Source organism: Escherichia sp. E2562 (assembly GCF_005781075.1).
Lineage (GTDB): Bacteria > Pseudomonadota > Gammaproteobacteria > Enterobacterales > Enterobacteriaceae > Escherichia.
In genome coordinates this window covers 124,772-145,140 of sequence record NZ_VATM01000003.1, presented here as the reverse complement: position 1 = coordinate 145,140, position 20,369 = coordinate 124,772, and the positions used below count along the sequence as shown (strand labels likewise).

19 protein-coding genes and 1 riboswitch are annotated in these 20,369 nt (G+C 52.0%); of the genes, 13 read left to right on the top strand and 6 right to left on the bottom strand.

All coding sequences use genetic code 11. The annotated features are described in order from the left end of the window. Positions 1–18: 18 nt before the first annotated feature. Positions 19–118: riboswitch (TPP riboswitch) on the bottom strand. Positions 119–151: 33 nt separating this feature from the next. Continuing rightward, positions 152–1,807: a DNA-binding transcriptional regulator SgrR gene (gene sgrR / locus FEK43_RS04600; protein ID WP_135406050.1), complete on the bottom strand. Its 1,656-nt coding sequence runs from the start codon at positions 1,805–1,807 to the stop codon at positions 152–154. An 88-nt stretch (positions 1,808–1,895) separates the two neighbouring features. Here sgrR and sgrT point away from each other — a divergent pair, with 88 nt between their 5' ends. Next, complete coding sequence (gene sgrT / locus FEK43_RS04595; RefSeq protein ID WP_130204898.1) at positions 1,896–2,027, top strand: glucose uptake inhibitor SgrT; 132 nt, start codon at positions 1,896–1,898, stop codon at positions 2,025–2,027. A 107-nt stretch (positions 2,028–2,134) separates the two neighbouring features. Here sgrT and leuD read toward each other — a convergent pair whose 3' ends face one another. The 5 genes from leuD to leuL all read right to left on the bottom strand — a co-directional run bounded on the left by leuD (position 2,135) and on the right by leuL (position 6,993). Beyond that, positions 2,135–2,740: a 3-isopropylmalate dehydratase small subunit gene (gene leuD, locus FEK43_RS04590; RefSeq protein ID WP_130259626.1), complete on the bottom strand. Its 606-nt coding sequence runs from the start codon at positions 2,738–2,740 to the stop codon at positions 2,135–2,137. A gap of 10 nt (positions 2,741–2,750) precedes the next feature. Beyond that, positions 2,751–4,151, bottom strand: a complete 1,401-nt coding sequence (gene leuC, locus FEK43_RS04585) for a 3-isopropylmalate dehydratase large subunit (protein ID WP_131161252.1) — start codon at positions 4,149–4,151, stop codon at positions 2,751–2,753. Positions 4,152–4,153: 2 nt separating this feature from the next. Then, the gene (gene leuB / locus FEK43_RS04580) at positions 4,154–5,245 is read right to left on the bottom strand and encodes a 3-isopropylmalate dehydrogenase (protein ID WP_130259628.1); all 1,092 of its coding nucleotides are present in this window, start codon (positions 5,243–5,245) and stop codon (positions 4,154–4,156) included. Further along, on the bottom strand, positions 5,245–6,816 hold the full coding sequence (leuA, locus tag FEK43_RS04575) for a 2-isopropylmalate synthase (RefSeq protein WP_097291249.1): 1,572 nt from the start codon (positions 6,814–6,816) through the stop codon (positions 5,245–5,247). The genes leuB and leuA overlap by 1 nt, the downstream gene beginning before the upstream one ends. A gap of 90 nt (positions 6,817–6,906) precedes the next feature. Continuing rightward, entirely contained in the window at positions 6,907–6,993 is an 87-nt protein-coding gene (leuL, locus tag FEK43_RS04570) for a leu operon leader peptide (protein ID WP_001300467.1), read from the bottom strand. A 660-nt stretch (positions 6,994–7,653) separates the two neighbouring features. On the opposite strand from leuL, the gene leuO reads away from it, so the two are divergent. The 12 genes from leuO (at position 7,654) to mraY (ending at position 20,367) form a co-directional block, all read left to right on the top strand. Further along, entirely contained in the window at positions 7,654–8,598 is a 945-nt protein-coding gene (gene leuO, locus FEK43_RS04565; protein WP_130204908.1) for a transcriptional regulator LeuO, read from the top strand. A gap of 316 nt (positions 8,599–8,914) precedes the next feature. Beyond that, positions 8,915–10,639 carry an acetolactate synthase 3 large subunit gene (ilvI, locus tag FEK43_RS04560; RefSeq protein ID WP_135406051.1) on the top strand — a complete coding sequence of 575 codons (1,725 nt, stop codon included), beginning with the start codon at positions 8,915–8,917 and terminating at the stop codon, positions 10,637–10,639. A gap of 2 nt (positions 10,640–10,641) precedes the next feature. Further along, positions 10,642–11,133 (top strand): acetolactate synthase small subunit, encoded by a 492-nt coding sequence (gene ilvN / locus FEK43_RS04555; RefSeq protein ID WP_001252744.1) that lies wholly within the window; start codon positions 10,642–10,644, stop codon positions 11,131–11,133. 11 nt (positions 11,134–11,144) lie between these two features. Further along, on the top strand, positions 11,145–11,231 hold the full coding sequence (locus tag FEK43_RS04550; RefSeq protein WP_032160836.1) for a hypothetical protein: 87 nt from the start codon (positions 11,145–11,147) through the stop codon (positions 11,229–11,231). Positions 11,232–11,312: 81 nt separating this feature from the next. Next, positions 11,313–12,317 (top strand): catabolite repressor/activator, encoded by a 1,005-nt coding sequence (cra, locus tag FEK43_RS04545; protein WP_064525210.1) that lies wholly within the window; start codon positions 11,313–11,315, stop codon positions 12,315–12,317. A gap of 599 nt (positions 12,318–12,916) precedes the next feature. Beyond that, entirely contained in the window at positions 12,917–13,375 is a 459-nt protein-coding gene (gene mraZ, locus FEK43_RS04540) for a division/cell wall cluster transcriptional repressor MraZ (protein WP_064525207.1), read from the top strand. Position 13,376: 1 nt separating this feature from the next. Beyond that, positions 13,377–14,318 carry a 16S rRNA (cytosine(1402)-N(4))-methyltransferase RsmH gene (gene rsmH, locus FEK43_RS04535; protein ID WP_130259630.1) on the top strand — a complete coding sequence of 314 codons (942 nt, stop codon included), beginning with the start codon at positions 13,377–13,379 and terminating at the stop codon, positions 14,316–14,318. After that, positions 14,315–14,680: a cell division protein FtsL gene (gene ftsL / locus FEK43_RS04530; protein ID WP_000625658.1), complete on the top strand. Its 366-nt coding sequence runs from the start codon at positions 14,315–14,317 to the stop codon at positions 14,678–14,680. The genes rsmH and ftsL overlap by 4 nt, the downstream gene beginning before the upstream one ends. 15 nt (positions 14,681–14,695) lie before the next feature. Next, positions 14,696–16,462 (top strand): peptidoglycan glycosyltransferase FtsI, encoded by a 1,767-nt coding sequence (ftsI, locus tag FEK43_RS04525; protein WP_000642222.1) that lies wholly within the window; start codon positions 14,696–14,698, stop codon positions 16,460–16,462. Next, complete coding sequence (gene murE, locus FEK43_RS04520; RefSeq protein ID WP_130204912.1) at positions 16,449–17,936, top strand: UDP-N-acetylmuramoyl-L-alanyl-D-glutamate--2,6-diaminopimelate ligase; 1,488 nt, start codon at positions 16,449–16,451, stop codon at positions 17,934–17,936. Before ftsI ends, murE begins: the two co-directional genes overlap by 14 nt. Beyond that, on the top strand, positions 17,933–19,291 hold the full coding sequence (murF, locus tag FEK43_RS04515) for a UDP-N-acetylmuramoyl-tripeptide--D-alanyl-D-alanine ligase (RefSeq protein WP_135406052.1): 1,359 nt from the start codon (positions 17,933–17,935) through the stop codon (positions 19,289–19,291). Before murE ends, murF begins: the two co-directional genes overlap by 4 nt. Then, positions 19,285–20,367, top strand: a complete 1,083-nt coding sequence (gene mraY, locus FEK43_RS04510; RefSeq protein ID WP_094337176.1) for a phospho-N-acetylmuramoyl-pentapeptide-transferase — start codon at positions 19,285–19,287, stop codon at positions 20,365–20,367. Before murF ends, mraY begins: the two co-directional genes overlap by 7 nt. Positions 20,368–20,369 lie beyond the last annotated feature (2 nt).

Here is a 20,369-nt window from a genome sequence, read left to right as displayed (position 1 = left end):
AAAAGAGTGGCAAAGGACTTGAGAAGGAGCCTCAAATCCCTTCGCCGGCGTTATCCGGATCAGGTTCGACGGGTATTTTCTCAGCGCACGCGTCTGCGTGGCACCCCGTTGAGAACGGCGTTAGTGTAGTGATTTTGTTATCAACCAGCAATCATGGATCCGGTGGCGCAAACCACGCTGATTTAAAATCGAACCAGCCGAGGGTGTTCATGCGCAGGCCGCGCATACTGCGTTGCCCCTGAATAATCAGCCAGTGGTGGATCAGCGGCACCATCGCTTTGCTGGCTACTAACCGCTGGCACCAGTTCGCCAGGTTCATCTCGCCGTTGCGCCAGCGCGTGGCGTCGGCTTGCCAGTCGAGAGGAATACAGTGTTGTAGCAGCGGTACTTCGTACAAATGCGCAAACAGCGAAAAATCCAGCGGCAGCGTAAAGTTGGCGCTGTTAAGCCAGATGTCGCTTTCGATCTCACCTTCGTGCCACTGATCGTAGCTGATCTCTTTGATTTCCAGGGTGACCTGGTGACTTGCCAGAATCTGCTGCATGATCCTGGCAATCACCCGATGTTCAATGTGATCCTGATAAAAGGTCAGGGTGAGATGTTCCAGTCCGGCAGGTTTTTCGCAATGTGTTGGGCGGGCGTGGTGCCAGCGGGGGAGCAGCCCATAGGCCGGAAACCACAGTTGCTGGTACTGTTCCTCGGCGAAATAAACCAGATTGGTCGGCGAAAGCACATAGCTTATCCAGTCTCTGACTTGCTGATTCGCTCCGCGATGGGTGCGACTGTCGAACAGTAGATAGTAGCAACCTTCTTCAAGGCGACTTTCAATCTCTTTTTCCTCGCCCTGCGGCCCTTTCAGCATCAGGCCTCCTGCGGGGTCATCGGCAATTTCCGGCAAGACCCAGACGTTAACTTCGTCGATTAATGCCCGATAACCGAAGAAATCATCGAATGCCTGAATTTTCAGTTGGTTAGTGCTGTTACGCATTACCGCATACGGACCGGTACCGATAGGGTGGCTGGCAAAATTGCTGAGGGTTTCCCATTCACGCGGCAGGATCATCGCCGGAACTTGCGCCAGCAGTAACGGCAACCAGCGATCTGGCTGAGTGAGATGAATATCCAGCGTCCAGGGCGTCGGCGACACAATTTCAGCGATGTGGGAATAGAGCGGCAGCGTATTGATCCGCTTCAACGAGGCGATCACATCGTCTATTTCCAGTTCACGACCATGATGAAAATGGACCCCGGGGCGCAAAAAAAAGCGCCAGTGGAGTGGGGAAATTTGCTGCCAGTGGTGGGCGATGTCCGCCTCCAGTTCCCCATTTTCCTCATTTATGCGGGTTAACGCGCTGAAGATTTGCCGGGCGATATGCGTTTCGGAACGGCGTAATGCGCTGCCAGGCAGCAGATTACGCAACGGGCGATAGTAGAGCACGCGCAGGATGTGCCGCCCTTGGCGGAAGCTGCGGCCCAGATGGGAAATCAGCATTTGCCGCACAGCCGTTTTGTCGCCAACCAGCTGCACCAGTTGGTCGATATGATCCTGTTCAAGCAAATCTTCTGCCCGCTGTTGCTGAAGCGCCAGCCCGGTGTAGAGGAATGTCAGACGCGAGCGTTTACCGCGCCCGACTTCCGCTTCCCATGTTAACCAGCCGCGATCCTGCATGGTGTTGAGCAGGGTGCGCATATGACGACGGGAGCAGCTCAATAACTCCGCCAGTTCGTTGAGCGTCGTGTCCTGCGATTTACCCTCGCAGCATTGCCACAGGCGGATGAATTGTTGTTGCAGACGAGCTGATGGCATAAAAGGGGAACTCCTGCGCAAAAGTCAGCAATTTTATTTTCCCTATATTAAGTCAATAATTCTTAACGATGAAGCAAGGAGGTGTCCCATGCGTCAGTTTTATCAGCACTACTTTACCGCGACAGCGACGTTGTGCTGGCTGCGTTGGTTAAGCGTTCCACAACGATTAACCATGCTTGAAGAGCTGATGCAGTGGGAGGGGAGTGATTCTGAATACTGATTTGCGGACATCATGTGTGACTGAGTATTGGTGTTAATCGCCACGCCAGCAGTGATTATCTGCTGGCTTTTTTCTTTTTGGCGATTGAGTGCCGGACGGCGTACAAACTAACGCATAAATGCTGGTTGCTTCTCTTCATAAGTGGCAATAGCGTCGTCGTGCTGCAGCGTCAGACCGATGCTGTCCAGCCCATTCATCATGCAGTGGCGGCGGAAGGCATCGATGCTAAACCGATAGGTTTTCTCACCCGCTTTCACCTCTTGCGCTTCCAGGTCCACGTCGAAATGAATCCCCGGATTGGCTTTCACCAGCGCAAACAGCTCATCCACTTCGTCATCATTTAATTTCACCGGCAGCAGCTGGTTGTTGAAGCTGTTGCCGTAGAAGATGTCAGCGAAACTCGGCGCAATCACCACTTTAAAACCGTAATCGGTCAATGCCCACGGCGCGTGCTCACGCGAGGAGCCGCAGCCGAAGTTTTCCCGCGCCAGCAAAATGGAAGCGCCCTGATACTGCGGGAAGTTCAGCACGAAGTCCGGGTTTGGCTGTTGGCCTTTTTCATCCAGAAAACGCCAGTCGTTAAACAGATGCGCGCCAAAACCTGTACGCGTCACTTTCTGCAAAAACTGTTTCGGGATAATCGCATCGGTATCGACATTGGCGGCATCCAGCGGAACCACCAGGCCTGTATGTTTGATAAATTTCTCTGCCATGGTCTGCTCCTTATTTAATGTTGCGAATGTCGGCGAAATGTCCGGTCACAGCAGCGGCGGCAGCCATTGCCGGGCTGACCAGATGCGTGCGCCCGCCGCGCCCCTGGCGGCCTTCAAAGTTACGGTTGCTGGTGGAGGCACAACGTTCGCCCGGATTCAGACGGTCGTTATTCATCGCCAGACACATTGAGCAACCAGGCAAGCGCCATTCAAAACCGGCTTCAATAAAGATTTTGTCCAGACCTTCCGCTTCCGCCTGAGCTTTTACCGGGCCAGAGCCGGGAACCACCAGTGCCTGTACACCTGGCGCGACTTTTCGTCCTTTGGCGATTTCCGCCGCCGCGCGTAAATCTTCAATACGTGAGTTGGTACAAGAACCGATAAACACTTTATCGATAGCGACTTCGGTCAATGGAATACCCGGTTTCAGCCCCATATAGGCCAACGCTTTTTCTGCCGACGCGCGCTCAACCGGATCGGTAAACGAAGCCGGATCGGGAATATTGTCATTCACGGAGATCACCTGACCGGGGTTAGTTCCCCAGGTGACCTGCGGGGCGATCTCTTCTGCTTGCAGAGTCACAACTGTATCGAAAGTTGCACCTTCGTCGGTTTGCAGGGTCTTCCAGTAGGCGACGGCATCGTCAAAATCTTTGCCTTTCGGCGCATGCAGACGGCCTTTGACATAGTTAAAGGTGGTTTCGTCAGGTGCAACCAGACCGGCTTTCGCGCCCATTTCGATTGCCATATTGCACAGGGTCATACGACCTTCCATGCTTAAATCACGGATTGCTTCGCCGCAAAACTCCACCACATGCCCGGTGCCGCCAGCGCTGCCGGTTTTACCGATAATTGCCAGCACGATATCTTTCGCGGTAATGCCCGGCGCGGCTTTGCCCTGGACTTCAATTTTCATGGTCTTCGCGCGGCCCTGTTTCAGGGTTTGCGTTGCCAGCACGTGTTCAACTTCAGAAGTACCGATACCAAACGCCAGTGCGCCAAAAGCGCCGTGGGTGGCGGTATGCGAGTCGCCGCAGACAATGGTCATCCCTGGTAAGGTGACGCCCTGTTCCGGCCCCATCACGTGGACGATCCCCTGATACGGGTGATTCAGGTCATACAGCTCGACGCCAAATTCTTTGCAGTTTTTGATCAGCTCCTGCATCTGGATCCGCGCCATTTCACCGCAGGCATTAATGTCTTTGGTCTGGGTGGAGACGTTGTGATCCATGGTGGCGAAGGTTTTCCCCGGCTGACGCACCGGGCGACCATGGGCGCGCAGGCCATCGAACGCCTGCGGTGAGGTCACTTCATGCACCAGGTGGCGGTCGATATATAACAGCGGGGTTTCGTTTTCGGCTTCGTACACTACGTGAGCGTCGAACAATTTTTCGTATAACGTCTTAGCCATGATTACACCCCTTCTGCCACATAGCGGGCAATGATATCGCCCATTTCATCGGTACTAACGGCGGCAGCGCCACGGGCTAAATCCCCGGTGCGAATGCCTTCTTCTAATGCGCGGTTAATGGCGCGTTCAATGGCGCAAGCCGCATCATCGGCATCCAGGCTGTAGCGCAGCAGCAGCGCCAGCGACAGAATTTGCGCAATCGGGTTGGCGATGTTTTTGCCTGCGATATCTGGTGCCGAGCCGCCCGCCGGTTCATACAGACCAAAACCTTGCTCGTTCAGGCTAGCGGAAGGCAACATCCCCATCGAGCCAGTGATCATCGCACACTCATCAGACAGAATGTCGCCAAACAGGTTGGAGCACAGCAGAACGTCAAACTGTGATGGATCTTTAATCAGCTGCATGGTGGCGTTGTCGATGTACATATGCGCCAGTTCGACATCCGGATATTCAATGGCGATCTCATTAACAATTTCCCGCCATAAAATAGAGGATTGCAGCACATTGGCTTTGTCGATTGAGGTGACTTTGCGACGACGCTTGCGGGCAGATTCAAACGCGATACGGGCGATGCGTTCGATCTCAAAACGGTGATACACCTCGGTATCAAACGCTTTTTCATATTGTCCGCTACCTTCGCGGCCTTTTGGCTGACCAAAATAGATGCCGCCGGTCAGTTCGCGCACGCACAGGATGTCGAAGCCGTTAGCGGCAATGTCAGCACGCAGTGGACAGAATGCTTCCAGCCCCTGATACAGTTTTGCCGGACGCAGATTGCTGAATAATTTGAAGTGCTTACGCAAAGGCAACAGCGCGCCGCGTTCTGGTTGCTGGTTTGGTGGTAAATGTTCCCACTTCGGGCCGCCTACCGAGCCAAACAGCACGGCATCGGCTTGCTCGCAACCTTCAACCGTCGCAGGTGGCAGCGGCTGTCCGTGGTTATCAATGGCTGCGCCGCCTACATCGTAATGGCTGGTGGTGATGCGCATCGCAAAGCGGTTGCGCACGGCATCCAGCACTTTCAGCGCCTGGGTCATCACTTCCGGCCCGATCCCATCTCCGGGCAAAACGGCAATATGGTAATTCTTCGACATCACACGGTTTCCTTGTTGTTTTCGTTGTGTTGAGCTTTGCGTTGCAACTCTTTTTCGACTTCTGCGGCGCGCCAGATATTGTTCAGTACGTGCACCATGGCTTTGGCGGAGGACTCGACAATATCGGTGGCCAGGCCGACGCCGTGGAAGCGGCGACCGTTGTAGTTGGCGACGATATCCACCTGACCCAGCGCATCTTTACCGTGGCCTTTGGCGGTCAGGCTGTATTTCACCAGTTCGACGTTATAGTCAGTGATACGGTTAATGGCCTGATAGACGGCATCGACCGGACCGTTACCGTTGGCGGCTTCCGCTTTGACTTCTTCGCCACAGACCAGTTTGACGGCGGCAGTGGCGATATCGTTAGAACCAGACTGCACGCTGAAGTAATCCAGACGGAAATGCTCCGGCTCTTCTTGCTGCTTACCGATAAAGGCCAGCGCTTCCAGGTCATAATCAAACACCTGACCTTTTTTATCTGCCAGCTTCAGGAAGGCGTCGTACAGATTGTCTAAATTATATTCACTTTCTTTATATCCCATCTCATCCATGCGGTGTTTCACTGCCGCACGGCCTGAACGAGAGGTCAGATTCAGCTGGATTTGGTTCAGACCAATAGATTCTGGTGTCATGATTTCGTAGTTTTCGCGGTTTTTCAGCACGCCATCCTGGTGGATACCGGAGGAGTGTGCGAATGCGCCGCTACCAACAATGGCTTTGTTTGCCGGGATCGGCATATTACAAATCTGGCTAACTAACTGGCTGGTGCGCCATATCTCCTGGTGATTAATGGCGGTGTGGACGTTGAGGATATCCTTACGAACTTTGATCGCCATGATCACTTCTTCCAGCGAACAGTTACCGGCGCGTTCGCCGATCCCGTTCATTGCGCCTTCTACCTGCCGCGCTCCGGCATGTACCGCCGCCAGTGAGTTACCTACTGCCAGGCCTAAATCGTCGTGGGTGTGTACGGAAATAATGGCTTTGTCGATGTTAGGCACGCGTTCATACAGGCCGCTGATGATTCCGGCGAACTCAAACGGCATGGTGTAGCCCACGGTGTCCGGAATGTTGATGGTGGTGGCACCGGCGTTAATCGCCGCTTCGACCACTCGCGCCAGATCGGCAATCGGGGTACGCCCGGCATCTTCGCAAGAAAATTCAACGTCATCGGTGTAATTACGGGCGCGCTTCACCATATAGATAGCGCGTTCGATCACTTCATCCAGCGTGCTGCGCAGCTTGGTGGCGATGTGCATTGGGGAGGTAGCAATAAAGGTATGAATACGGAAGGCTTCGGCGACTTTCAGAGATTCAGCCGCCACATCGATATCTTTTTCCACGCAGCGAGCTAACGCACATACGCGGCTATTTTTGACCTGGCGGGCGATGGTTTGCACCGATTCAAAATCGCCCGGCGAAGAGACGGGGAAACCAACTTCCATTACGTCAACACCCATACGCTCAAGGGCCAGCGCAATTTGCAGTTTTTCTTTCGCACTCAGACTTGCCTGTAACGCCTGTTCACCGTCGCGTAATGTGGTATCGAAAATAATAACTTGCTGGCTCATGGTTTAGGTCCTTGTCTCTTTTAGAGCGCCTCGCTTCGGGCATAAAAAAACCCGCGCAATGGCGCGGGTTTTTTTTGACTGCGTGCTGGCTTAATGCTGGATGCCGCTCACTCGTCTACCGCGCAAAGAAGATGCGTTTAGTAGTAGTAGACCGATAAAGCGAACGATGTGAGTCATTAAATCAGCTCCAGATGAATGCGATATGCTTTTAGAGTTACTGGATACAAAAACGGATGTCAACCCTGTAGTAAGAAAAGCGGCTTTTCAGCGGTAATTTTGCATGTATCAAATTAGCTAATTGTGCTGTGTATACATAAACCAACAATATTAATTTCTGTCAGCCAGATCACACTTTTCATTAATTGACATAATTCAGCATAATTTATTGCATTTAATCAATAAGTGATATGCATATAGATAGTATCAATTACCTAACCCATCCTGATGATTTTTCTGCAATTATTTATTTGATGAATGTTTAATTATTGATGAGGCTTATATTATTGATAAGTTAATAAGAAAGATATGGGTGATTAATATATAAATTTTTAATTAAAGTGGCGATTTTATACATATCATGGATGATTGAGCATTCATGGTGATTATGATTATATTGTTTGTGTGACAAAAACATTATAGATAATCATGCTGTGGTGGATGACTCTCTGCGCGGCGGTGGGTTTTGTTTTAAACAGAACTCTTATCTTTATGTTTTCCTAATTTTACTCATTTTCCTTTTTCTTATTTTATATGTATGGTAAATCATATTTTTCAGGATTATTTTTTTTCTGCATTCCGGTAAGGAAAAGGGAGTTAAGTGTGACAGTGGAGTTAAGTATGCCAGAGGTAAAAACAGATCATCCAGAACCAGCAGATTTTAGTAAGCCACAGCTGCGCATGGTCGATCTAAACTTATTAACTGTTTTCGATGCCGTGATGCAGGAGCAGAATATTACTCGTGCCGCTCATGTTCTGGGAATGTCGCAACCTGCGGTCAGTAACGCTGTTGCACGCCTGAAAGTGATGTTTAATGACGAGTTGTTTGTTCGTTATGGTCGTGGTATCCAACCGACTGCCCGCGCATTTCAACTTTTTGGTTCTGTGCGCCAGGCGCTGCAATTAGTGCAAAACGAATTACCGGGTTCAGGTTTTGAGCCTGCCAGTAGCGAGCGGGTATTCCATCTCTGTGTTTGCAGCCCGTTAGACAGCATTCTGACCTCGCAGATTTATAATCACATTGAGCAGATTGCGCCAAATATACATGTTATGTTCAAGTCTTCATTAAATCAGAACACTGAACATCAGTTGCGCTATCAGGAAACGGAGTTCGTTATAAGTTATGAAGATTTCCACCGCCCTGAATTTACCAGTGTGCCGTTATTTAAAGATGAAATGGTGCTGGTAGCCAGTAAGAACCATCCGCATATTAAAGGTCCATTACTGAAACATGATGTTTATAACGAACAACATGCGGCGGTTTCACTCGATCGTTTCGCCTCATTTAGTCAACCGTGGTACGACACAGTAGATAAGCAAGCCAGTATTGCTTATCAGGGCATGGCAATGATGAGCGTCCTTAGCGTGGTGTCGCAAACTCACCTGGTCGCTATTGCGCCTCGTTGGCTGGCTGAAGAGTTCGCCGAATCTTTAGAATTACAGATATTACCGCTGCCGTTAAAACAGAATAGCAGAACCTGTTATCTCTCCTGGCATGAGGCTGCCGGGCGCGATAAAGGCCATCAGTGGATGGAAGAGCAATTAGTCTCTATATGTAAACGCTAAACAAAAGCAGAATAAATCAGGCATTCCTTTCTGGTTTATTCTGCTTTTTTTATTAAATGTAGAATTTTGTTCTAAATGCATGTGCGCCAGATTTCATGAAAAATTAAAAAATAGAGAAATTGCTGTAAGTAGCCGAATCTAGCCAATTTATTATCAATTTACGCCTTCATTCTGGAGTATTTTATCGTTTCTTTTCTCCTTTCCTCCTGTTTATTCTTATTTCTTCACGTTTGTGACTCTGTCTGCCAATTGCTTAAGCAAGATCGGACGGTTAATGTGTTTTACACATTTTTTCCGCCAAACAGTGAGGCAGGCCATGGAGATGTTGTCTGGAGCCGAGATGGTCGTCCGATCGCTTATCGATCAGGGCGTTAAACAAGTATTCGGTTATCCCGGAGGCGCGGTCCTTGATATTTACGATGCATTGCATACCGTGGGGGGTATCGATCACGTATTAGTTCGTCATGAGCAAGCGGCTGTGCATATGGCCGATGGCCTGGCACGTGCAACCGGGGAAGTGGGGGTCGTGCTGGTGACGTCGGGTCCTGGGGCGACTAACGCGATTACCGGTATCGCTACTGCTTATATGGACTCCATTCCCTTGGTTGTCCTTTCTGGTCAGGTAGCGACCTCGCTGATAGGCTACGATGCTTTTCAGGAGTGCGACATGGTGGGAATTTCCCGCCCGGTGGTAAAACACAGTTTCCTGGTTAAGCAAACGGAAGATATTCCTCAGGTGCTGAAAAAAGCATTCTGGCTGGCGGCAAGTGGTCGTCCTGGGCCAGTGGTGGTTGATTTACCGAAAGATATTCTTAATCCGGCGAACAAATTACCCTACGTCTGGCCGGAGTCGGTCAGTATGCGCTCTTATAACCCGACCACACTGGGTCATAAGGGGCAGATTAAACGCGCATTGCAGACACTGGCGGCAGCGAAAAAACCGGTAGTTTACGTTGGCGGCGGCGCCGTGACTGCGAGTTGCCATCAACAACTCAAACAGATTATTGAGCAGCTTAATCTTCCCGTTGTCTCTTCATTAATGGGGCTGGGGGCGTTTCCGGCAACGCATCGTCAGGCGCTGGGGATGCTGGGAATGCACGGCACCTACGAAGCCAATATGACCATGCATAATGCCGATGTTATTTTTGCGGTCGGCGTGCGCTTTGACGATCGCACCACTAACAATCTGGCCAAGTACTGCCCGAATGCAACGGTTTTACATATTGATATCGATCCTACGTCGATCTCAAAAACCGTTACCGCCGACATTCCGATCGTTGGTGACGCGCGGTTGGTGCTGGATCAAATGCTGGAGTTGCTGGCACAAGAAACGGCTCACCAACCGTTGGATGAAATTCGTGACTGGTGGCAACAGATTGAACAGTGGCGCGCTCGCCAGTGCCTTAAATACGACACTCAGAGCGAAAAGATTAAACCGCAAGCGGTGATCGAGACACTCTGGCGGCTAACGAAAGGTGATGCATATGTCACGTCCGACGTCGGGCAGCACCAGATGTTCGCCGCGCTTTATTATCCTTTCGATAAACCGCGCCGCTGGATCAATTCCGGTGGCCTCGGCACTATGGGCTTTGGTTTGCCTGCGGCGCTGGGTGTCAAAATGGCATTGCCAGAAGAAATCGTGGTCTGTGTCACTGGCGACGGCAGCATTCAGATGAACATTCAGGAACTGTCTACCGCTTTGCAATATGAACTGCCGGTGCTGGTGGTGAATCTCAATAACCGCTATCTGGGGATGGTGAAGCAGTGGCAGGACATGATCTATTCCGGCCGCCATTCACAATCTTATATGCAGTCGCTACCGGATTTCGTTCGTCTGGCGGAAGCCTATGGCCATGTTGGGATCCAGATCTCTCATCCGCAAGAGCTGGAAAACAAACTTAGCGAGGCACTGGAACAGGTCCGCAATAATCGCCTGGTGTTTGTTGATGTCACTGTTGATGGCAGCGAGCACGTCTACCCGATGCAGATTCGTGGCGGCGGAATGGATGAAATGTGGTTAAGCAAAACGGAGAGAACCTGATTATGCGCCGGATATTATCCGTATTACTCGAAAATGAATCAGGCGCGTTATCCCGCGTGATCGGCCTCTTTTCCCAACGGGGCTATAACATTGAAAGCCTGACCGTTGCGCCAACCGACGATCCGACATTATCGCGTATGACTATCCAGACCGTGGGCGATGAAAAAGTGTTGGAGCAGATTGAAAAGCAATTACACAAGCTGGTCGATGTGCTGCGTGTTAGCGAACTGGGGCAGGGGGCGCATGTTGAGCGGGAAATCATGCTGGTGAAAATTCAGGCCAGTGGCTACGGACGTGACGAAGTGAAGCGAAATACGGAAATATTCCGTGGGCAAATCATTGATGTCACGCCATCGCTTTATACCGTTCAATTGGCGGGAACCAGCGATAAGCTTGATGCATTTTTAGCATCGATTCGCGATGTGGCGAAAATTGTGGAGGTCGCTCGTTCCGGCGTAGTAGGACTTTCGCGCGGCGATAAAATAATGCGTTGAGAATGATCTCAATGCGCAATTTACAGCCCAACATGTCACGTTGGGCTTTTTTTGCGAATTCAGTGGGAACCTGGAATAAAAGCAGTTGCCGCAGTTAATTTTCTGCGCTTAGATGTTAATGAATTTAACCCATGCCAGTACAATGGGTATGGTTTTTACATTTTACTCAAGGGGCAATTGTGAAACTGGATGAAATCGCTCGGCTGGCGGGAGTGTCGCGGACCACTGCAAGCTATGTTATTAACGGCAAAGCGAAGCAATACCGTGTGAGCGACAAAACCGTTGAAAAAGTCATGGCAGTGGTGCGTGAGCACAATTACCACCCAAATGCCGTGGCTGCTGGGCTTCGTGCTGGACGCACACGTTCGATTGGTCTTGTGATCCCCGATCTGGAGAACACAAGTTACACCCGTATCGCTAATTATCTTGAACGTCAGGCGCGGCAACGGGGTTATCAACTACTGATTGCTTGTTCCGAAGATCAGCCAGACAACGAAATGCGCTGTATTGAGCATCTTTTGCAGCGCCAGGTCGATGCCATCATTGTTTCGACGTCGCTGCCGCCGGAGCATCCTTTTTATCAACGCTGGGCTAACGACCCGTTCCCGATTGTCGCGCTGGACCGCGCCCTCGATCGTGAACACTTCACCAGCGTTGTGGGTGCCGACCAGGATGATGCAGAAATGCTGGCCGAAGAGTTACGTAAGTTTCCTGCTGAGACGGTGCTTTATCTTGGCGCGTTGCCGGAGCTTTCTGTCAGCTTCCTGCGCGAGCAGGGTTTCCGTACCGCCTGGAAAGATGATCCACGCGAAGTGCATTTCCTTTATGCCAACAGTTATGAGCGGGAAACCGCTGCCCAGTTATTCGAAAAATGGCTGGAAACGCATCCGATGCCGCAGGCGCTGTTCACCACCTCATTTGCGTTGTTGCAAGGCGTTATGGATGTCACGCTGCGCCGCGATGGCAAACTGCCTTCTGATTTGGCAATTGCGACCTTTGGTGACAACGAATTGCTCGACTTCTTACAGTGTCCGGTACTGGCGGTAGCCCAGCGTCATCGCGACGTTGCGGAACGCGTACTGGAGATTGTGCTCGCCAGTCTGGATGAGCCGCGCAAACCAAAACCAGGCTTAACACGCATTAAACGTAATCTCTATCGTCGTGGTGTACTAAGCCGTAGATAAACATTACGAAAAGATGCGCCAGTGGATTTTACCTCTGGCGCATTGAGTACGTAATTGGACATCGATATCCATAATGTAAATAAGACTATTCTGGACAATTATCCATAAGCCCTCCTGAATATCCTGCCAATTAACTCCATTCGCTGCGCTGAATGATAATTAACTCGTAACGGTAGATTGCAATTGCATTATTTTGTTACAAGCAAATCGGCAATTGCCGATTAAACAAACACTTTTCTAAACTTTTGTCCAAAGTCGCTGGCATCAGGCATGGCGCACGTGCAACAGGGACTGTTATCCGGGGGAGATATGTCCTAAAATGCCGCTCGCGTCGCAAACTGACACTTTATATTTCCATTAAGGAAAATCGAGTCGTTTTTAAAACGGTAATGATGAATGGGATTTTTTCTTACAACTATTCATGACGTTAATTTGCTTCGTTTGTTGGGCGATTTTTAAACAATGCAGATATTAGCCGTAAACATTGGGTTTTTTGCTTCGGTAAGGAATGTTCCTGGCTTGACAAGCTTTTCCTCCGCTCCGTAAACTCCTTTTAGTGGGAATTTGTGGGATAAAGTGGTAATCGGGGGGAGACTGGCATGTTCCGGGGAGCAACGTTAGTCAATCTCGACAGTAAAGGGCGCTTATCGGTGCCTACCCGTTATCGGGAAGAACTGCTCGGGAGCGCTGCCGGTCAAATGGTGTGTACCATTGACATTCATCACCCGTGCCTGCTGCTTTACCCCCTTCCTGAATGGGAAATTATCGAGCACAAATTATCGCGTCTTTCGAGCATGAACCCTGTTGAACGTCGTGTTCAACGCCTTCTGTTAGGGCATGCCAGTGAGTGTCAGCTGGATAGCGCAGGTCGATTATTAATCGCGCCTGTGTTGCGGCAGCATGCCGGGCTGACGAAAGAAGTGATGCTGGTCGGGCAGTTCAATAAGTTCGAACTGTGGGATGAAACGACCTGGCATCAACAGGTCAGGGAAGATATCGACGCTGAACAGTCTGTTACCGAAAACTTGTCGGAGCGACTGCAGGACTTGTCTCTATAAAATGATGGAAAACTATAAACATACCACGGTACTGCTGGACGAAGCCGTAAATGGCCTCAATATCCGTCCTGACGGTATCTACATTGATGGAACTTTTGGTCGCGGTGGTCACTCACGTCTGATTCTTTCGCAACTTGGCGAAACGGGACGCTTGTTGGCAATCGATCGCGACCCGCAGGCTATTGCCGTCGCGAAGACTATTAATGATCCGCGCTTCTCCATCATTCATGGACCTTTCTCTGCGCTGGGCGAATATGTCGCCGAGCGCGATCTTATCGGCAAGATCGACGGCATTCTGCTCGATCTTGGCGTCTCTTCACCGCAACTCGATGATGCTGAACGCGGTTTTTCCTTTATGCGCGATGGCCCGTTGGACATGCGTATGGACCCGACGCGCGGTCAGTCTGCCGCCGAATGGCTACAAACCGCAGAAGAATCCGATATTGCCTGGGTATTAAAAACCTATGGCGAAGAGCGTTTTGCTAAACGTATTGCACGCGCCATTGTCGAGCGTAACCGCGAACAGCCGATGACCCGCACTAAAGAACTGGCAGAAGTCGTTGCTGCGGCAACGCCGGTGAAAGACAAATTCAAACATCCCGCGACCCGTACCTTCCAGGCGGTGCGCATTTGGGTGAACAGTGAACTGGAGGAGATAGAGCAGGCGCTAAAAAGCTCGCTTAACGTGCTGGCCCCAGGCGGGCGGCTTTCGATCATCAGTTTTCATTCGCTGGAAGATCGTATTGTGAAACGCTTTATGCGTGAAAACAGTCGCGGTCCACAAGTTCCGGCAGGGTTACCGATGACTGAAGAGCAGCTCAAAAAACTGGGTGGCCGTCAGTTGCGAGCACTAGGTAAGTTGATGCCGGGCGAAGAAGAGGTGGCAGAGAACCCTCGTGCCCGTAGTTCAGTTCTGCGTATTGCAGAGAGGACGAACGCATGATCAGCAGAGTGACAGAAGCCCTCAGCAAAGTTAAAGGATCGATGGGAAGCCACGAGCGCCATGCCTTGCCTGGCGTTATCGGTGACGATCTTTTGCGGTTTGGGAAGCTGCCGCTCTGCCTGTTCATTTGCATTATTTTGACGGCGGTGACTGTGGTGACCACGGCGCACCATACCCGTTTGCTCACCGCTCAGCGCGAACAACTGGTGCTGGAGCGAGACGCTTTAGACATTGAATGGCGCAACCTCATTCTTGAAGAGAATGCGCTCGGCGACCATAGCCGGGTGGAACGGATCGCCACGGAGAAGCTGCAAATGCAGCATGTTGATCCATCACAAGAAAATATCGTAGTGCAAAAATAAGGATAAACGCGACGCATGAAAGCAGCGGCGAAAACGCAGAAACCAAAACGTCAGGAAGAACATGCCAACTTTATCAGTTGGCGTTTTGCGTTGTTATGCGGCTGTATTTTATTGGCACTGGCTTTCCTGCTGGGGCGTGTTGCCTGGTTGCAGGTAATCTCCCCGGATATGCTGGTCAAAGAGGGCGATATGCGCTCTCTTCGCGTTCAGCAAGTCTCCACCTCCCGCGGCATGATTACCGACCGTTCTGGTCGCCCGTTAGCAGTGAGTGTGCCAGTAAAAGCGATCTGGGCCGACCCGAAAGAAGTGCATGAAGCCGGCGGCATCAGCGTCGGTGACCGCTGGAAGGCGCTGGCTAACGCGCTCAATATTCCGCTGGATCAACTTTCCGCCCGTATTAATGCTAACCCGAAAGGGCGCTTTATCTATCTGGCGCGTCAGGTTAACCCTGACATGGCTGAATACATCAAAAAACTGAAGCTGCCGGGGATTCATCTGCGCGAAGAATCTCGCCGTTACTACCCGTCTGGCGAAGTGACCGCTCACCTCATTGGCTTTACCAACGTTGATAGCCAGGGGATTGAGGGCGTCGAGAAAAGTTTTGATAAATGGCTTACCGGGCAACCGGGCGAACGTATTGTGCGTAAAGACCGCTATGGACGTGTAATCGAAGATATTTCTTCTACCGACAGCCAGGCGGCGCACAACCTGGCGTTGAGTATTGATGAACGCCTGCAGGCGCTGGTTTATCGCGAACTGAACAACGCCGTGGCCTTTAACAAGGCTGAATCCGGCAGCGCCGTGCTGGTGGATGTCAACACCGGCGAAGTGCTGGCGATGGCCAATAGCCCGTCTTACAACCCCAACAATCTGAGTGGCACGCCAAAAGAGGCGATGCGTAACCGTACCATTACCGACGTGTTTGAACCGGGCTCTACGGTCAAACCGATGGTGGTGATGACCGCGTTGCAACGTGGTGTGGTGCGGGAAAACTCGGTGCTTAATACCGTTCCTTATCGAATTAACGGCCACGAAATTAAAGACGTGGCGCGCTATAGCGAATTAACCCTGACCGGGGTATTACAGAAGTCGAGTAACGTCGGTGTTTCCAAGCTGGCGTTAGCGATGCCGTCCTCAGCGTTAGTAGATACTTACTCACGTTTTGGGTTGGGAAAAGCGACCAATTTGGGGTTGGTCGGAGAACGCAGTGGCTTATATCCTCAAAAACAACGGTGGTCTGACATAGAGAGGGCCACCTTCTCTTTCGGCTACGGGCTAATGGTAACACCGTTACAGTTAGCGCGAGTCTACGCAACCATCGGCAGCTATGGTATCTATCGCCCGCTGTCGATTACCAAGGTTGACCCCCCGGTTCCTGGTGAACGTGTCTTCCCGGAATCCATTGTTCGCACCGTGGTGCATATGATGGAAAGCGTGGCGCTACCGGGCGGGGGTGGCGTGAAGGCGGCGATTAAAGGCTATCGTATCGCCATTAAAACCGGTACCGCGAAAAAGGTCGGGCCGGATGGTCGCTACATCAATAAATATATTGCTTATACCGCAGGCGTTGCGCCTGCGAGTCAGCCGCGCTTCGCGCTGGTTGTTGTTATCAACGATCCGCAGGCGGGTAAATACTACGGCGGCGCCGTTTCCGCGCCGGTCTTTGGTGCCATCATGGGCGGCGTATTGCGCACCATGAACATCGAACCGGATGCGCTGACAACGGGTGATAAAAACGAATTTGTGATTAATCAAGGCGAGGGGACAGGTGGCAGATCGTAATTTGCGCGACCTTCTTGCTCCGTGGGTGCCAAACGCACCTTCGCGAGCACTGCGAGAGATGACACTCGACAGCCGTGTGGCTGCGTCGGGCGATCTTTTTGTAGCTGTAGTAGGTCATCAGGCGGACGGGCGTCGATATATCCCGCAGGCGATAGCGCAAGGTGTGGCTGCCATTATTGCAGAGGCAAAAGATGAGGCGACCGATGGTGAAATCCGTGAAATGCACGGCGTACCGGTCATCTATCTCAGCCAGCTCAATGAGCGTTTATCAGCGCTGGCGGGCCGCTTTTACCATGAACCCTCTGACAATTTACGTCTCGTGGGCGTAACGGGCACCAACGGCAAAACCACCACTACCCAGCTTCTGGCGCAGTGGAGTCAGTTGCTTGGTGAAACCAGCGCGGTGATGGGTACCGTAGGTAACGGCCTGCTGGGTAAAGTTATTCCGACGGAAAACACGACCGGTTCGGCAGTCGACGTTCAGCATGAGCTGGCGGGGCTGGTGGATCAGGGCGCGACTTTTTGCGCAATGGAAGTTTCCTCCCACGGGCTGGTACAGCACCGTGTGGCGGCATTGAAATTTGCGGCGTCGGTCTTTACCAACTTAAGCCGCGATCACCTTGATTATCATGGTGATATGGAACATTACGAAGCCGCAAAATGGCTGCTTTATTCTGAACATCATTGCGGTCAGGCGATAGTCAACGCCGATGACGAAGTAGGTCGTCGCTGGCTGGCAAAACTGCCGGATGCAGTTGCGGTGTCGATGGAAGACCATATCAATCTGAACTGTCATGGCCGCTGGTTGAAAGCGACCGACGTGAACTATCACGACAGCGGCGCAACCATTCGCTTTAGCTCAAGCTGGGGCGATGGGGAAATTGAAAGTCGCCTGATGGGCGCTTTTAACGTCAGCAACTTGCTGCTCGCGCTGGCGACGCTGTTGGCACTGGGGTATCCGCTGGCTGACCTGCTTAAAACCGCCGCGCGTCTGCAGCCGGTTTGCGGACGTATGGAAGTGTTTACTGCACCGGGCAAACCGACGGTGGTTGTGGATTATGCTCACACCCCGGATGCACTGGAAAAAGCCTTGCAGGCTGCACGACTTCACTGTGCAGGCAAGCTGTGGTGCGTCTTCGGCTGTGGCGGCGATCGTGATAAAGGCAAGCGTCCACTGATGGGGGCGATTGCTGAAGAGTTTGCCGACGTGGCGGTAGTAACTGACGATAACCCGCGTACCGAAGAACCGCGCGCCATCATCAATGATATTCTGGCGGGAATGTTAGATGCCGGACATGCCAAAGTGATGGAAGGCCGTGCCGAAGCGGTGACTTGCGCCGTTATGCAGGCTAAAGAGAACGATGTGGTGCTGGTCGCGGGCAAAGGCCATGAAGATTACCAGATTGTTGGCAATCAGCGCCTGGACTACTCCGATCGCGTCACGGTGGCGCGTTTGCTGGGGGTGATCGCATGATTAGCGTAACCCTTAGCCAACTTACCGATATTCTCAACGGTGAACTAAAAGGGGCGGATATCACCCTGGATGCCGTAACGACTGACACGCGGAAACTGACGCCAGGCTGTCTGTTTGTTGCCCTGAAAGGCGAACGTTTCGATGCCCACGATTTTGCCAACCAGGCGAAAGCTGGGGGCGCAGGCGCGCTCCTGGTCAGCCGTCCACTGGATATCGACCTGCCGCAGTTAATCGTTAAAGACACGCGTCTGGCATTTGGTGAACTGGCTGCATGGGTTCGCCAGCAAGTTCCGGCGCGCGTGGTTGCTCTGACCGGTTCCTCCGGTAAAACCTCCGTTAAAGAGATGACTGCGGCGATTTTAAGCCAGTGCGGCAATACGCTTTATACCGCGGGCAATCTCAACAACGACATCGGCGTGCCAATGACGCTGCTGCGCTTAACGCCGGAATACGATTACGCAGTTATTGAACTTGGCGCGAACCATCAGGGCGAAATTGCCTGGACTGTGAGTCTGACTCGCCCGGAAGCGGCGCTGGTCAACAACCTGGCGGCGGCGCATCTGGAAGGTTTCGGCTCGCTTGCTGGTGTCGCGAAAGCGAAAGGCGAAATCTTTACCGGCCTGCCGGAAAACGGTATCGCCATTATGAATGCCGACAACAACGACTGGCTGAACTGGCAGAGCGTAATTGGCTCACGCAAAGTGTGGCGTTTCTCACCGAATGCCGCCAATAGCGATTTCACCGCCACCAATATCCATGTGACTTCGCACGGTACGGAATTTACGCTACAAACCCCAACGGGTAGCGTCGATGTTCTGCTGCCGTTGCCGGGGCGTCACAATATTGCGAATGCGCTGGCAGCCGCCGCGCTCTCCATGTCCGTGGGCGCAACGCTTGATGCTATCAAAGCGGGGCTGGCGAATCTGAAAGCCGTTCCCGGGCGTCTGTTCCCCATTCAACTGGCGGAAAACCAGTTGCTGCTCGACGACTCCTACAACGCCAATGTCGGTTCAATGACCGCAGCAGTCCAGGTACTGGCTGAAATGCCTGGCTACCGCGTGCTGGTGGTGGGCGATATGGCGGAACTGGGCGCTGAAAGCGAAGCCTGCCATGTACAGGTGGGCGAAGCGGCGAAGGCGGCTGGTATTGACCGCGTGTTAAGCGTGGGTAAACAAAGCCATGTTATCAGCACCGCCAGCGGCGTTGGCGAACATTTTGCTGATAAATCCGCGTTAATTGCGCGTCTTAAATCACTGATTGCAGAGCAACAGGTGATTACGATTTTAGTTAAGGGTTCACGTAGTGCCGCCATGGAAGAGGTGGTACGCGCTTTACAGGAGAATGGGACATGCTAGTTTGGCTGGCCGAACATTTGGTCAAATATTATTCCGGCTTTAACGTCTTTTCCTATCTGACGTTTCGCGCCATCGTCAGCCTGCTGACCGCGCTGTTTATCTCATTGTGGATGGGCCCGCGTATGATTGCCCATTTGCAAAAACTCTCCTTTGGTCAGGTCGTTCGTAACGATGGCCCGGAATCGCACTTTAGTAAGCGCGGTACGCCGACCATGGGCGGGATAATGATCCTGACGGCGATAGTGATCTCCGTACTGCTGTGGGCTTATCCCGCTAACCCATATGTCTGGTGCGTGCTTGTGGTGCTGGTGGGTTACGGCATCATTGGTTTTGTCGACGACTATCGCAAAGTGGTGCGTAAAGACACCAAGGGCCTGATTGCGCGCTGGAAGTATTTCTGGATGTCGGTGATCGCGCTGGGCGTCGCCTTTGCGCTGTATCTTGCGGGGAAAGACACGCCAGCAACGCAGCTGGTGGTGCCGTTCTTTAAAGATGTGATGCCGCAGCTGGGGCTGTTCTACATCCTGCTGGCTTACTTCGTCATTGTTGGTACCGGTAACGCGGTAAACCTGACCGATGGCCTCGACGGGCTGGCGATTATGCCGACCGTATTTGTCGCCGGTGGTTTTGCGCTGGTGGCGTGGGCAACCGGCAACATGAACTTTGCCAGCTACTTGCATATACCGTATCTGCGGCACGCCGGGGAACTGGTTATTGTCTGCACCGCGATAGTCGGGGCAGGGCTGGGCTTCTTGTGGTTTAACACCTATCCGGCGCAGGTCTTTATGGGCGATGTCGGTTCGCTGGCATTAGGCGGCGCGCTGGGCATTATCGCTGTGCTGCTGCGTCAGGAATTCCTGCTGGTGATTATGGGCGGTGTGTTTGTGGTTGAAACCCTGTCGGTTATTTTGCAGGTCGGCTCCTTTAAACTGCGCGGGCAACGTATTTTCCGCATGGCGCCGATTCATCACCACTATGAACTGAAAGGTTGGCCGGAACCGCGCGTCATTGTGCGCTTCTGGATTATTTCGCTGATGCTGGTCCTGATTGGTCTGGCAACGCTGAAGGTACGTTAATC

Excerpts from the sequence above, each read along its gene's own strand:
- ftsL (WP_000625658.1), top strand. The coding sequence starts at position 14,315 with ATGATCAGCAGAGTGACAGAAGCCCTCAGCAAAGTTAAAGGATCGATG.
- leuB (WP_130259628.1), bottom strand. The coding sequence starts at position 5,245 with ATGTCGAAGAATTACCATATTGCCGTTTTGCCCGGAGATGGGATCGGG.
- ilvN (WP_001252744.1), top strand. The coding sequence starts at position 10,642 with ATGCGCCGGATATTATCCGTATTACTCGAAAATGAATCAGGCGCGTTA.
- leuL (WP_001300467.1), bottom strand. The coding sequence starts at position 6,993 with ATGACTCACATCGTTCGCTTTATCGGTCTACTACTACTAAACGCATCT.
- ilvI (WP_135406051.1), top strand. The coding sequence starts at position 8,915 with ATGGAGATGTTGTCTGGAGCCGAGATGGTCGTCCGATCGCTTATCGAT.
- murF (WP_135406052.1), top strand. The coding sequence starts at position 17,933 with ATGATTAGCGTAACCCTTAGCCAACTTACCGATATTCTCAACGGTGAA.
- FEK43_RS04550 (WP_032160836.1), top strand. The coding sequence starts at position 11,145 with ATGCGCAATTTACAGCCCAACATGTCACGTTGGGCTTTTTTTGCGAAT.
- leuA (WP_097291249.1), bottom strand. The coding sequence starts at position 6,816 with ATGAGCCAGCAAGTTATTATTTTCGATACCACATTACGCGACGGTGAA.
- rsmH (WP_130259630.1), top strand. The coding sequence starts at position 13,377 with ATGATGGAAAACTATAAACATACCACGGTACTGCTGGACGAAGCCGTA.
- ftsI (WP_000642222.1), top strand. The coding sequence starts at position 14,696 with ATGAAAGCAGCGGCGAAAACGCAGAAACCAAAACGTCAGGAAGAACAT.
- leuC (WP_131161252.1), bottom strand. The coding sequence starts at position 4,151 with ATGGCTAAGACGTTATACGAAAAATTGTTCGACGCTCACGTAGTGTAC.
- leuO (WP_130204908.1), top strand. The coding sequence starts at position 7,654 with ATGCCAGAGGTAAAAACAGATCATCCAGAACCAGCAGATTTTAGTAAG.
- mraZ (WP_064525207.1), top strand. The coding sequence starts at position 12,917 with ATGTTCCGGGGAGCAACGTTAGTCAATCTCGACAGTAAAGGGCGCTTA.
- sgrT (WP_130204898.1), top strand. The coding sequence starts at position 1,896 with ATGCGTCAGTTTTATCAGCACTACTTTACCGCGACAGCGACGTTGTGC.
- sgrR (WP_135406050.1), bottom strand. The coding sequence starts at position 1,807 with ATGCCATCAGCTCGTCTGCAACAACAATTCATCCGCCTGTGGCAATGC.
- leuD (WP_130259626.1), bottom strand. The coding sequence starts at position 2,740 with ATGGCAGAGAAATTTATCAAACATACAGGCCTGGTGGTTCCGCTGGAT.
- mraY (WP_094337176.1), top strand. The coding sequence starts at position 19,285 with ATGCTAGTTTGGCTGGCCGAACATTTGGTCAAATATTATTCCGGCTTT.